At 56.8% G+C, this 12157-nt stretch carries 12 protein-coding genes and 3 tRNA genes; 8 read left to right on the forward strand and 7 right to left on the reverse strand.

Annotated features, from left to right (window positions below; genetic code table 11):
- Both AC2FFD_RS09600 and AC2FFD_RS09605 read right to left on the reverse strand, forming a co-directional pair.
- Positions 1-77 (reverse strand) — tRNA-Asp (locus AC2FFD_RS09600).
- A gap of 44 nt (positions 78-121) precedes the next feature.
- A tRNA-Asp gene (locus AC2FFD_RS09605) sits at positions 122-198 on the reverse strand.
- A 180-nt stretch (positions 199-378) separates the two neighbouring features.
- Between AC2FFD_RS09605 and AC2FFD_RS09610 the strand changes: the two genes are divergently transcribed.
- A tRNA-Val gene (locus AC2FFD_RS09610) sits at positions 379-453 on the forward strand.
- Positions 454-565: 112 nt separating this feature from the next.
- Positions 566-2152 carry an APC family permease gene (locus AC2FFD_RS09615; protein ID WP_496872933.1) on the forward strand — a complete coding sequence of 529 codons (1587 nt, stop codon included), beginning with the start codon at positions 566-568 and terminating at the stop codon, positions 2150-2152.
- Between the two features lie 45 nt (positions 2153-2197).
- Here the strand turns inward: AC2FFD_RS09615 and lon are convergent, their stop codons facing one another.
- From lon to AC2FFD_RS09635, 4 genes are all read right to left on the reverse strand, one after another.
- A complete protein-coding gene (lon, locus tag AC2FFD_RS09620) occupies positions 2198-4606 on the reverse strand; it encodes an endopeptidase La (protein WP_496872934.1) in 2409 nt (802 codons plus the stop codon).
- A gap of 223 nt (positions 4607-4829) precedes the next feature.
- The gene (locus AC2FFD_RS09625; RefSeq protein ID WP_496872935.1) at positions 4830-5237 is read right to left on the reverse strand and encodes a DUF6636 domain-containing protein; all 408 of its coding nucleotides are present in this window, start codon (positions 5235-5237) and stop codon (positions 4830-4832) included.
- A 92-nt stretch (positions 5238-5329) separates the two neighbouring features.
- Positions 5330-6460 carry a tRNA guanosine(34) transglycosylase Tgt gene (gene tgt / locus AC2FFD_RS09630; protein ID WP_496872936.1) on the reverse strand — a complete coding sequence of 377 codons (1131 nt, stop codon included), beginning with the start codon at positions 6458-6460 and terminating at the stop codon, positions 5330-5332.
- 63 nt (positions 6461-6523) lie between these two features.
- The gene (locus AC2FFD_RS09635; protein WP_496872937.1) at positions 6524-7435 is read right to left on the reverse strand and encodes a nucleoside hydrolase; all 912 of its coding nucleotides are present in this window, start codon (positions 7433-7435) and stop codon (positions 6524-6526) included.
- Positions 7436-7610: 175 nt separating this feature from the next.
- On the opposite strand from AC2FFD_RS09635, the gene AC2FFD_RS09640 reads away from it, so the two are divergent.
- The 3 genes from AC2FFD_RS09640 (at position 7611) to AC2FFD_RS09650 (ending at position 9236) form a co-directional block, all read left to right on the forward strand.
- A complete protein-coding gene (locus AC2FFD_RS09640; RefSeq protein WP_170344508.1) occupies positions 7611-8501 on the forward strand; it encodes an SPFH domain-containing protein in 891 nt (296 codons plus the stop codon).
- Positions 8501-8779: an NfeD family protein gene (locus AC2FFD_RS09645; protein ID WP_170344509.1), complete on the forward strand. Its 279-nt coding sequence runs from the start codon at positions 8501-8503 to the stop codon at positions 8777-8779. Before AC2FFD_RS09640 ends, AC2FFD_RS09645 begins: the two co-directional genes overlap by 1 nt.
- A gap of 94 nt (positions 8780-8873) precedes the next feature.
- Positions 8874-9236, forward strand: coding sequence for an SUF system Fe-S cluster assembly protein (locus tag AC2FFD_RS09650; RefSeq protein WP_152457849.1), 363 nt, complete (start codon positions 8874-8876; stop codon positions 9234-9236).
- A gap of 227 nt (positions 9237-9463) precedes the next feature.
- Here AC2FFD_RS09650 and AC2FFD_RS09655 read toward each other — a convergent pair whose 3' ends face one another.
- Positions 9464-9850, reverse strand: a complete 387-nt coding sequence (locus tag AC2FFD_RS09655; protein WP_496872938.1) for a hypothetical protein — start codon at positions 9848-9850, stop codon at positions 9464-9466.
- Positions 9851-10022: 172 nt separating this feature from the next.
- On the opposite strand from AC2FFD_RS09655, the gene AC2FFD_RS09660 reads away from it, so the two are divergent.
- The 3 genes from AC2FFD_RS09660 (at position 10023) to AC2FFD_RS09670 (ending at position 12157) form a co-directional block, all read left to right on the forward strand.
- A complete protein-coding gene (locus AC2FFD_RS09660; protein ID WP_170344510.1) occupies positions 10023-10388 on the forward strand; it encodes a HesB/IscA family protein in 366 nt (121 codons plus the stop codon).
- Positions 10389-10536: 148 nt separating this feature from the next.
- Entirely contained in the window at positions 10537-11286 is a 750-nt protein-coding gene (gene tpiA, locus AC2FFD_RS09665) for a triose-phosphate isomerase (protein ID WP_496872939.1), read from the forward strand.
- 64 nt (positions 11287-11350) lie between these two features.
- Positions 11351-12157: a hypothetical protein gene (locus tag AC2FFD_RS09670; protein WP_170344512.1), complete on the forward strand. Its 807-nt coding sequence runs from the start codon at positions 11351-11353 to the stop codon at positions 12155-12157.

Consider the following 12157-nt stretch of genomic DNA (forward strand, 5'->3'; position numbering starts at 1 on the left):
TGGCGCGGTTGACGGGGCTCGAACCCGCGACCCCCGGCGTGACAGGCCGGTACTCTAACCAACTGAGCTACAACCGCGCATCTATTTCATGGCCTTTATCCTGGACCAAGGTTGGCAGCGATGGCGCGGTTGACGGGGCTCGAACCCGCGACCCCCGGCGTGACAGGCCGGTACTCTAACCAACTGAGCTACAACCGCCCGCTGCATGTTCATTGCTGAACGTTTGGGTGTATTATGGCCACGGTCGGGCAGCGTCAAGCGGCGTTTTGCAGTTTTTTGTCAGAATCCAGTTTTTTGTTTGCCCGCTGTTTTTTGCCCTCGCGAATTGTTCAATTTCGCTTGCAGCGCACCCCCGGGGAAGATATTACCGCGTGTCATGGGTGATTAGCTCAGTGGTAGAGCGCTTCGTTCACATCGAAGATGTCAGGAGTTCAAATCTCTTATCACCCACCACCCCCTTTTCGGATTTTCGCTTGGAACCAGCGGGCTTGCCATGTCACGCGTTCGGCGGCTATCGTGCCCTATTTGGCCCGACAACAGGCCACACGCAAAGGCTGAGATCACCATGACGGGGTTGAAGCGCGACATCGGCCTGCTGGGACTGACCTTCATCTCAGTCGGAGGAATCATCGGTTCGGGCTGGTTGTTCGGCCCCCTTCTGGCGGTTCAGCATGCCGGGCCTGCGGCCACGATCTCGTGGATAATCGGCGCGGTTGCCATGTTCATATTGGCCATCACCTTCGCAGAGATTTCCGCCATGCTGCCCATTCCCGGAGGGATCGCGCGCGTGCCACATTTTTCGCATGGCAACATCGTTTCGATGGCCATGGGATGGACTGCCTGGATCGGCTACAACACCACAGCACCCATCGAAGTCGAAGCCATGCTGAAATACCTGGCGCCGTATGCGCCTTGGTTGCATACGGCCGAGACAGGTGGCTTGACCGGGGCGGGTGTTTTCGTCGCGCTGGTTTTCATGCTGCTGTTCGTCGCGGTGAATGCGCTTGGGGTCAAGTTCTTCACGCGCGTCAATGCAGCGCTGACCTGGGCCAAGATCGCCATCCCTGTTGTCCTGTCCGTTGTTCTTGTCGCAAGCCGGTTCAACAACGAGAACTTCACGCAACCGGAAGGGTTTGCGCCCTACGGCGCGCAGGGTATCATGGCCGCCGTTTCAACCGGGGGCGTTATTTTTTCATTCATTGGCTTTCGCCATGTGGTTGATATGGCTGGCGAAGTTCGAAATCCAAAGTTCGCGATTCCGGCCGCATTGGTGTTGTCGATTGTTCTTTGCGCCTTCATCTACCTTGGTCTGCAAGTGGCCTTCATCGGTGCGCTGGACCCATCCATGCTGTCCAAAGGATGGGCGCAGTTGAGCTTTGGGGGCGAAGGACCACTGGACGCCATCATCATGTCTGTCGGGCTGGTCTGGTTTCTGAGCCTGCTGAATGTCGGATCCGTGATAGGCCCCTTTGGCAACGGGCTGGTCGCAACCGGGTCGAACGCCCGTATCGCCCTCGCCCTTTCAAAAAACGGTTTCCTGCCCAGACGGTTGCAGACATTGTCGTCATTCGGGGTTCCGCTGTGGGCGCTGGCGCTGAACTTTCTGATCGGAACGGTTTTCCTGCTGACAGTACCCTTTACCACCGTCATTGCCCTGAACGGTGCAGCCATCGTTTTGTCATTTGCCGTCGGGCCAATAGCCGTGGTTTGCCTGAGAAACCTGTTGCCAGATCATCCCAGATCGATCCGAATACCGGCCGTGCGTCTTGTCGCGCTGTCCGCTTTCGCCATCGCCACGCTGATCGTCTATTGGAGCGGATGGGACACGGTCTGGCGGCTTGGCATCGCGCTGATTGTCGGCAGTATTCTGTTGCTGATCCGGTTCCGGGGACGTTTGGACGAAATGGACGTTACCGAGGCCCTGTGGCTTGTGCCTTATTTCTCAGGTCTTGGGTTGATCTCATTCCTTGGGCAATTCGGAGCCGGATCGTTGAAGCAGATCCCGTTTGGGTGGGACCTTCTGCTTTGCATCCTGTTTTCGTCGATCATATTCGTACTTGCCGTTCGTTCGGCTCTGCCACCTAAAAAGTTCAAGGAATACATAGCGGAAGAAGAAATACTTGATCCAAAGCAACCGGTCATTGGATTGTAAAAAAGGCAGAGCATTCGCCCCGCCTTTTTCATTCGCTCAATCTGCTTAATGTGCCGTGGCCGAGGGTCCCGTCGCCTCTGACGAGGCTGCTGCTGCGGCGGCGGCCTCCTCGGCGGCTTCGTCCCATTCAACCGGTTCCGGTGTACGAACCAGAGAATGCTCAAGAACCTCCGAGACGTGCTTGACCGGGATGATCTTCAAGCCTTCCTTCACATTGTCCGGAATATCCGCCAGGTCCTTTTCGTTTTCTTCCGGGATCAGGACCGTCTTGATACCGCCGCGCAACGCAGCCAGCAGTTTCTCTTTCAAGCCGCCAATTGGCATTGCGTTCCCGCGCAACGAGACCTCGCCCGTCATGGCGATGTCCTTACGAACAGGAATACCTGTCAGAACCGAGACAATCGAAGTCACCATCGCCAGACCAGCCGACGGACCATCCTTGGGCGTTGCGCCATCGGGCACGTGCACGTGGATGTCGATCTTGTCGAACTGCGGCGGCTTCACTCCGATCTTCGGAGAAATCGACCGCACATAAGACGATGCCGCATCGATGGATTCTTTCATCACATCACCCAGCTTGCCGGTTGTCTTCATCCGACCCTTACCGGGCAGCTTCAGCGCCTCGATATGCAGCAGATCGCCCCCGACCGAGGTCCAGGCCAAACCGGTCACGACACCGACCTGATCGTCCTGCTCGGCCAGACCGTAACGGAATTTCGGCACACCCAGGAACTCATCGAGGTTCTCAGGCGTGACCGTAACGGATTCCGTCTCTTTCTTGATGATCTTGGTCAGCGCCTTCCGTGCCACTTTGGCGATTTCACGCTCGAGGTTCCGCACGCCGGCTTCGCGGGTGTAGAACCGGATGATCGCGGTCAGCGCCTCGTCGGTCAGTTCAAATTCCTTGTCTTTCAGACCGTGGTTTTTGACCTGTTTGGCGATCAGGTGTTGCTTGGCGATCTCGCGCTTTTCATCCTCGGTATAGCCGGCCAGAGGAATGATCTCCATCCGGTCCAGCAGTGGCCCTGGCATGTTGTAGCTGTTGGACGTGGTCAGGAACATCACATTGGACAGGTCATATTCGACCTCAAGGTAGTGATCCATGAACGTGCTGTTTTGTTCCGGGTCCAACACTTCCAGCATCGCCGAAGCCGGATCACCACGGAAGTCCTGCCCCATCTTGTCGATCTCATCGAGCAGAATGAGCGGGTTCGTGGTTTTCGCCTTTTTAAGCGCCTGAATGATCTTGCCGGGCATCGAGCCGATATAGGTTCGGCGGTGGCCGCGGATCTCGGATTCGTCGCGCACACCACCCAAGCTGATACGAATGAATTCGCGCCCGGTCGCCCGCGCAACGGACTTACCAAGCGAGGTCTTACCCACGCCCGGAGGGCCCACGAGGCACATGATCGGGCCTTTCAGCTTTCTCGAACGCTGCTGAACGGCCAGATATTCAACGATCCGCTCCTTGACCTTCTCAAGGCCATAGTGATCGGCGTCCAGAATGTCCTGCGCGCGCGCCAAGTCCTTTTTGACGCGGGATTTGGTGCCCCACGGCAAAGACAGAATCCAATCCAGATAATTGCGCACCACGGTTGCTTCGGCCGACATGGGCGACATGTTCTTGAGCTTCTTCAGCTCGCCTTCGGCCTTCTCGCGCGCTTCCTTCGACAGCTTGGTCTCGGCAATCTTGGCTTCCAGTTCGGCGATCTCATTCGCGCCGTCCTCACCATCGCCAAGCTCTTTCTGAATGGCCTTCATCTGCTCATTCAAATAATACTCGCGCTGCGTCTTCTCCATCTGGGTTTTGACGCGGGTCTTGATCTTTTTCTCAACCTGCAAGACCGACATTTCGCCCTGCATCAGACCATAGACTTTTTCAAGCCGCTCGCTGACGCTGAGTGTTTCCAGCAGATCCTGCTTTTGTTCGACCTCGATGCCCAGATGGCCCGACACAAGGTCGGCCAGTTTTGCCGGCTCGGTGGTTTCACCCACAGCCGTCAGCGCTTCTTCAGGGATGTTCTTGCGCACCTTGGCATAGCGTTCGAACTCGTCCGCGACGGTGCGCAACAGGGCTTCAGTCGTGGTGACGTCACCCGGAATCTCGGTCAGATATTCCGCCCGCGCTTCGAAAAACTCATCGTTTTCAAGAAACTCGGTGATCTGCACGCGCGCCTGTCCTTCGACAAGCACTTTGACGGTGCCGTCGGGCAGTTTCAGCAGTTGCAGCACATTGGCCAGGACGCCGGACCGGTAAATACCGTCCTCATCCGGGTCATCGACGCCCGGATCAATCTGGCTGGACAACAGAATTTGCTTGTCGTCCTGCATCACCTCTTCCAGCGCGCGGACGGATTTGTCTCGGCCCACGAAGAGCGGCACGATCATATGCGGGAACACCACAATATCGCGCAGCGGCAGAACGGGGTATGAGGAGTTCAGAGGCTCTTGCATGCTCTATCCTTATCGTTGGCAAGATGGCGCTTGTCCCTCATCGAGGCAACATCCGGCCATCTCCTGTCTTGGACGATAAAGGTGGGGCCTCATCGCCCTTTTTCAACCTTACCGCCATGTAATGCGTCGCAGCATGAACCGAGGTTTTCGGGACTGCAAGATGTCCCGGGGACATATCCACCGAATTTCGTGTGACATGCATATGCAATGCGCAATTCCAGGGTCAGAACACCCGCTGCACCGCCCGAGACAGAAAAAACCCGTGGCCGTCCCGGTTGCGACATTCCAGACCTTTCGTGGAAGAGGCGCAGGTGAATCCTCCGAACCGACCGGTGAAACCGTATTCCGCACGGTCAAATCCGTCCCGGTTCCGGTTCAGCGGCTGGCACAGCATTTCCACTGGGCCGGTATCGAACATCAGGAAATCATGCCCCCAGTCAGTTCGACAGTTCGCGGGGCGCGGCATCGCAGGCGGGCCGTATTTCTCAATAATCGTGCACTGGATGTCCGATGAATCCGCGCTTTCTCCCACTGAACACTGAATGTTTTCGGATGGGGTTTCAAAAGTCCAGACGTCTGAAATTGCAGGGGTGGCGCAAAAAACAACTGCGCCGAGGAAAAGGCGAAACATGAAAAACTCTCCGGGCCACAAACAAAAACAACTTTGAACAAAGTTGTTTCAGAATACCGGAAAACCACGCAAATGTCACCCGAATGGGCAGGTTACAGGGGCTCGATATCGCCCTGCGCGCGTTGCGCATGGAACGCGGCCTGCCACGCATCAAAGGTGCCCTCAGCGATCGCGTCCCGCATCCCCTGCATGATTTCCTGAAAGTAATGAAGGTTGTGCCAGGTCAGCAACATACCCGAGATCATCTCGTTGGCGCGGAACACATGGTGCAGGTAGGCGCGTGAGTAATTCGCGCAGGCCGGGCACGAACAGTTTTCATCCAGCGGGCGCGGATCGTCCGCATGGCGCGCGTTCTTGATGTTCACCACGCCATAGCGGGTGAACACCTGACCGGTCCGACCCGAGCGGGAGGGCAAGACGCAATCCATCATGTCGATCCCGCGCGCCACTGCTCCGACTATGTCATCCGGTTTGCCAACGCCCATCAGGTAACGCGGCTTGTCCATGGGCAGGAAACCAGGCGCATAATCGAGACAGTCGAACATGGCCTCCTGCCCCTCGCCCACCGCCAGACCGCCAACGGCGTAGCCTTCAAAGCCGATGCTCTTCAACGCCTCGGCGCTTTCTTCCCGCAGGTCCTGCTCAAGACCACCCTGCATGATACCGAACAGAGCATGCCCCAGGCGATCCCCGAATGCGTCACGGGACCGCTCGGCCCAACGCATCGACAAACGCATGGATTCGGCGATCCGGTCGCGATTTGCAGGCAATGCAGGGCATTCGTCGAAGCACATCACGATATCGGAACCAAGAAGGCGTTGAATCTCCATTGACCGTTCCGGCGTCAGCTCGTGATTCGACCCATCGATATGGGATTTGAAGGTCACACCCTTTTCGGTCAGCTTGCGCAAACCGGCAAGCGACATGACCTGAAATCCCCCCGAGTCCGTCAGAATGGGACGGTCCCAGTTCATGAATTTGTGCAACCCGCCCAGACGATCAATCCGTTCGGCCGTGGGACGCAGCATAAGATGATAGGTGTTGCCCAGCAGAATATCGGCCCCTGTGGCCCGGACGCTTTCGGGCATCATCGCCTTGACCGTCGCCGCGGTACCAACTGGCATGAAGGCAGGTGTACGCACTTCGCCACGCGGTGTGTTGATAACACCGGTACGGGCCTTGCCGTCTGTGGCCTTGAGCTTGAAAGAGAATTGCTGGGTCATGTCATCGCCTCGGATCGCCGAACCGGGCAGGATTTGCCCGATCCGATCGGTCTTTGCAACCCGTCAGGGCAAGGACGCAACACGTTCGGTAAACAGACGCACGACCCCTGCCCCATCCACATCGCGACACACACGAACCAAAGGACGATCCGAGTCAGGTTGCGTCGCACCTATCCGGTCGCCTTCCGTCACGACACGCAGCCCGGTTTCGACCATGTCGAACATGGCCCCGTGCGAACAGGCGATCACGGCGGTTGAATCATGCAGCCCGCACCCTTCCAATCCGCCGATTTCTTTATAGAATTTCAGGTAAAAACGAGAGATATCGCGCAGAAAAGACCCCATGCCGGGCGATTTTAGCGCCAAGGCTTCGAAATCTGCGGTCTCGTACAGCGTTTTCAGGGTAACGTCCAAACCAACCAGCACGGTCTCGGGCGGTGCGGAAAAGACCTCATCCGCGGCAACCGCATCGTGATAGATGTTGGCTTCTGCATGGTCGGTAACGTTGCCCTTGCAGTAGACGGCACCGCCCATGATCACCAACCGGCCAAGATTACCGGCAAACTCCGGGTCCAATCGCATGGCGTTGGCAATGTTGGTCAGTGGTCCGACCGCACACACGACCAATTCCTTTTTGTGCATCCGGGCCATCTCGGCCAGAAACTCTGCGGCAGGAAGATCATGGTTCCGTCCGATCTGGGGAATTTCGATCAGATCGCCAAACCCTTCAGGGCCGTGGACATGGTCCGAGGGGACGTGCATGTCAGCCCCCAGCGGGAAAGGCGCGCCTTCTGCCACAGGAAGGTCCAAGCCCAGCTTGTCCAGCAGGAAACGGGCATTGCGGCTGGATTGTTGAACATGTGTATTGCCGAACACCGTGGTCAGGCCGATCAGGTCAAATTCAGACGCAGCGGCGGCATAGGCGATCGCCATGGCATCGTCGATGCCGGGATCCGTATCGATAATCAATTTCATCCCCGCCCGATACCGCAAACAAGCCGGGATGCAAAGCAGTCACAGCAGTTCAGCTCAATGCTGAATTCCCATAGTGAGGCGTTTGCATCTGGCGGTTTTCCCTCCATACCAGAGTTGAAAACCCGCGACTCAATTCCCATATGTATACCATAGTACACAATAAAAAGAGGACAGAATGACCGAAGATCAGATCATCGGACTGCTTTCGTCAAACATCATTTACCTGCTGGCCGCCGTGCTGGTGGTCATCGTTATTTTCAAGGGCATTAAGATCGTTCCGCAATCGGAAAAATATGTGGTTGAACGGTTTGGAAGACTGCATTCGGTGCTTGGCCCCGGCATCAATTTCATTGTTCCGTTTCTGGACGTTGCCCGCCACAAGATCTCGATCCTTGAACGCCAGTTGCCGAACGCGACGCAAGACGCGATCACCAAGGACAACGTTCTTGTGCAGATCGACACCTCAGTCTTTTACCGCATTCTCGAGCCGGAAAAGACAGTCTATCGAATCCGCGATGTTGATGGTGCGATTGCAACCACCGTTGCTGGCATTGTCCGGGCCGAGATTGGCAAGATGGATCTCGACGAAGTACAATCGAACCGATCGCAACTGATTTCACGCATTCAGGAAAGCGTTGAAACCGCAGTGGATGATTGGGGAATCGAAGTGACCCGTGCCGAGATTCTGGATGTGAATCTGGATCAGGCCACCCGCGATGCCATGCTGCAACAGCTGAACGCAGAACGCGCCCGCCGCGCGCAGGTGACCGAGGCCGAAGGTCTGAAACGCTCGGTCGAGCTACAGGCCGATGCCGAGTTGTATGCCGCCGAGCAAACAGCCAAGGCCCGCCGCATTCAGGCCGAGGCCGAAGCTTATGCGACCGGCGTTGTTGCCAAGGCAATTCAGGACAATGGCATAGAAGCGGCACAGTATCAGGTTGCGCTGAAGCAGGTTGAGGCCCTTAATGCACTGGGCAACGGTTCCGGCAAGCAGACCATAGTTGTGCCTGCCAATGCACTCGAAGCCTTTGGTGACGCGTTCAAAATGCTCAAAGGAGGTAGATGATGGCTGATCCCTTTTGGCTGACCTGGTGGATCTGGCTGGCGGCCGCGCTGGCTCTGGGGATCCTGGAAATCGTTCTGCCCGGGTTCATCTTTCTGGGCTTTGCGATCGGGGCCGCGATTACCGGTCTAATCCTGGTCATCCCCGGCATGACAGTATCGTTGCATGTTCTCGCGCTGATCTTCGCAGTTCTTTCGTTGATCGCATGGCTTGTCCTGCGCAGGCTGTTTGCCTTGCCGCATGGTCAGGTCAAAACCTTCACGCATGACATCAACGACTAAGACACAGTGACGCTCACCCGAGCGTCACTCCCCCACTGGACGCTGTTGCAGGTATTCCCTATATAATCACTCAGGCAACTGACCCGAGGCAAAGATGACCCACCCGAGCGAACAGTTTGAAGGCACCCCGCTGATTGCGCCGTCAACGATTGAACACCCGCTTTACGAGGCTGTCGTCGAAGCGTGCCGCACGGTTTACGATCCGGAAATTCCGGTCAACATCTATGACCTGGGCCTGATCTATACGATCGACATTTCTCCGGACAACGCAGTGAAGGTCATCATGACCCTGACAGCACCCGGATGTCCGGTCGCGGGCGACATGCCCGGCTGGATTGTCGAGGCCATTGAGCCTGTTGCGGGCGTCAAGGAAGTTGATGTCGAACTGACCTGGGAACCGCCCTGGGGCATGGAGATGATGTCAGATGAGGCGCGCCTAGAATTGGGCTTTATGTAGCCATCCGGCACAGGCCCCAGCCAACTGTCACGAAACTTTGGCATTTTCGTCACCTTATCATGCAGTCCCTGTCACATTCCTGACGGATAACATCTGACGGTGGCATTCGCGTTTGCTGTGCCATCGGCTGGGTATGCCATGACCGCCCCCCGCGTCCCAGCTCAAGAACATGGGCCGTTCTTGCCCGAGAACGGTCCTTTTTTCATTTGCCGTTCCGACAACGGCGATCAATTCAGTTTGCAGGTTTCCTTGATCTCTGCCGCTCTGGCGTCCAGTTGCTTGATGTAGTCACCTGACAGCATTTGCAGCCTTTTTTGCTCGGTCCCCGTGACCAGCCCCAACAGAGCACCGGCAGGAGTTATGGCAGCAATGCTTTCCAATTGTTTGTCTTCCGCATGTTTCTTTTCCGATGCAATCGCACGCAGATCCCCTTCCGCCGTTGCGCAATTCACCGGATGCCGTTCTGATCCCGTGGCTGCCAAAGCCTCGACAGACACCACACAGGCGGTCATGGAAACCAGTGCCATCATGAGCGTTGATGCCTTAATATCGACAGTTAACTTATTCATTTTATTTCTCTTTCTTTCTGCACGAGCGCCCAAATGAAGGGTCATCAATCCATTGGGCCAATGCTACTCCTGCATCGTGCATCAAAGCAAGTTTGCGGATCGGCTGCGCGGACACACCAGAGCTTTACAGCGAATTCGGATTCTTTGCGCTTCATTGCCTTGAGCATAAGAGCCTTGGACCCTAGATTGGGTGTAACGCGCGACAACGGAGACTTACATGTTCGGCATCCCCGGCAAACAGGCTGTGACCATGACGCCCAAAGCCGCAGAGCAGATTACCCGCCTGATGAAATCAGGCGGTCACGCTGGTTTGCGCATCGGCGTCAAAAAAGGCGGCTGTGCAGGCATGGAATACACCATGGAATATGTCGATCAGGCAGATCCTCATGATGAAGTCGTCGAACAGGATGGCGCGCGCATCATGATTGCGCCCATGGCCCAGATGTTCCTGTTCGGAACCGAGATCGATTACGAAGTGTCGTTGTTGGAAGCCGGCTTCAAATTCAAGAACCCGAACGTCGTCGATGCCTGCGGCTGCGGAGAATCGATCAAGTTCGATGAAAACATCGCCCAACAAGGCTAAGCCCGCCTCATTACCTTTCAATTGAACGTCGCATGCGGACCGATCTTCGATTTTTCCGCCCGGGATCAACCTGCGAGCAGAATTGTAAGATGGTCCTGACAATGCTATCCGCATCCCAAAATCATCGGATGATCAGGGAGATACCGAAATGCGGCAGAAACTGGCGGCTGGGAACTGGAAAATGAATGGGACCGGCGCTGAGCTGACCGAGTTGAAGGCACTGTCTCAGATCCACCCGGCGGCATCGGTAGATATCCTGATTTGCCCGCCGGCCACATTGCTCAGCCGCGCATCAATTGCCGTTCAGGGCACTGCCATCTCTGTCGGTGGTCAGGACTGTCATGCCGAAAAATCAGGCGCGCATACCGGAGATATCAGTGCGGATATGCTGGTGGATGCCGGTGCAACATCGGTCATCCTGGGCCATTCCGAACGCCGTGTGGACCACGGAGAACATGACGAGGATGTGCGGGCCAAGGCGCGCGCAGCGATGGATGCCGGGCTGAAAGCGATCATCTGCGTCGGCGAAAGCCTTGAGCAGCGCGAAGCGGCCAATACGCTCGACATCATCGGCGGCCAGATGTCCGGGTCGATCCCGGATCAGTCGACCGGCGAGAACCTGATCGTCGCGTATGAACCGATCTGGGCAATTGGCACCGGCAAAGTTCCCACCCTGGAAGAAATCGGGGAAGTTCACGACTTCATGCGCGCCCGACTGGAGCGCCGCTTTGGCGAAGGTGTGGGCCGTTCCGTCCGCCTGCTTTATGGCGGTTCTGTGAAACCCGGCAATGCGGCCGAAATTTTCGGCGTGTCGAACGTGGACGGTGCGCTGGTCGGCGGGGCCAGTCTGAAGGCCCGTGATTTCTCGGGCATCATCTCGGCGCTCGAACAGGCCTGACCCATCTACTGCCACTTGAATGCGGCCTGGCCGTACGATCACCCGAAACCTGGGACCGGAAACAATGAAAGTCTGTGTCATCTGCATGAAATGGGGCGATGCCTATGGCCCCGAATACGTGAACCTGCTGTACAGGGCGGTTCAGGACAACCTGTCGCTTGAACATGATTTCATCTGTATTTCCGATGATTTCACGGGGCTCGAACCCGGCATCAAACAGCAGCCCTTTGCCTTTCCCCAGCTGGACCGCCCGCTGTGGGCGCATGGAAAATGGCCCAAGCTTCAGATGTTCGACCGCCGGATCGTCGGCCAATACGATGCGGCACTGTTCCTGGACCTCGACCTGCTGATCACCGGTAATCTCGATCCGCTGTTCCAGATTACGCTGGACAAGGGCGGGCTGTATCTTATGCCCAAGTTCCGGGGCTTCGTCTGGCGGATGATTCCGGCTGGCGTCTGGGACCTTGTGCCGTGGCTGATGAACAAGGTCACCCGTGGCAATTCCTCCGTGGTGGCCTTTTTCCCGTCGGAGCAGTTCCACCTGTTCGACGCCTTTGACGGTGACATCCATTTGCCGAAATACGAAAACGACCAGGACTATATCTCGGCCCAGGCCTACAAACGCCGGTGTTTCCCCAAGAACTGGTGCACCGGCCTGATTCACCTGGTGCCGTACTGGCCGTTCGGCCTGATCTACAAGCCATACCGGAAACTGCCGCGACGCCCCAAGATCGTGATCTTCAACGGACGGCCCAATCCGCACGAACTTGTCAATGACGACATCGGATCCTGGGGCGCGCGCCGGCGGCGGGCGTACGGAGGCATCCGGTGGGTCAGGGACTATCTGGCGAAATACGGCCACCCGACCTGA

The organism is Ruegeria sp. YTSC002, from assembly GCF_059609845.1.

What these genes read in the sequence shown, in the direction of transcription:
- AC2FFD_RS09660 (WP_170344510.1), top strand. Translation starts at nt 10,023, where the DNA reads ATGTTCGGCATCCCCGGCAAACAGGCTGTGACCATGACGCCCAAAGCC.
- AC2FFD_RS09650 (WP_152457849.1), top strand. Translation starts at nt 8,874, where the DNA reads ATGACCCACCCGAGCGAACAGTTTGAAGGCACCCCGCTGATTGCGCCG.
- AC2FFD_RS09625 (WP_496872935.1), bottom strand. Translation starts at nt 5,237, where the DNA reads ATGTTTCGCCTTTTCCTCGGCGCAGTTGTTTTTTGCGCCACCCCTGCA.
- AC2FFD_RS09655 (WP_496872938.1), bottom strand. Translation starts at nt 9,850, where the DNA reads ATGACCCTTCATTTGGGCGCTCGTGCAGAAAGAAAGAGAAATAAAATG.
- AC2FFD_RS09635 (WP_496872937.1), bottom strand. Translation starts at nt 7,435, where the DNA reads ATGAAATTGATTATCGATACGGATCCCGGCATCGACGATGCCATGGCG.
- AC2FFD_RS09640 (WP_170344508.1), top strand. Translation starts at nt 7,611, where the DNA reads ATGACCGAAGATCAGATCATCGGACTGCTTTCGTCAAACATCATTTAC.
- lon (WP_496872934.1), bottom strand. Translation starts at nt 4,606, where the DNA reads ATGCAAGAGCCTCTGAACTCCTCATACCCCGTTCTGCCGCTGCGCGAT.
- tgt (WP_496872936.1), bottom strand. Translation starts at nt 6,460, where the DNA reads ATGACCCAGCAATTCTCTTTCAAGCTCAAGGCCACAGACGGCAAGGCC.
- tpiA (WP_496872939.1), top strand. Translation starts at nt 10,537, where the DNA reads ATGCGGCAGAAACTGGCGGCTGGGAACTGGAAAATGAATGGGACCGGC.
- AC2FFD_RS09645 (WP_170344509.1), top strand. Translation starts at nt 8,501, where the DNA reads ATGGCTGATCCCTTTTGGCTGACCTGGTGGATCTGGCTGGCGGCCGCG.
- AC2FFD_RS09615 (WP_496872933.1), top strand. Translation starts at nt 566, where the DNA reads ATGACGGGGTTGAAGCGCGACATCGGCCTGCTGGGACTGACCTTCATC.
- AC2FFD_RS09670 (WP_170344512.1), top strand. Translation starts at nt 11,351, where the DNA reads ATGAAAGTCTGTGTCATCTGCATGAAATGGGGCGATGCCTATGGCCCC.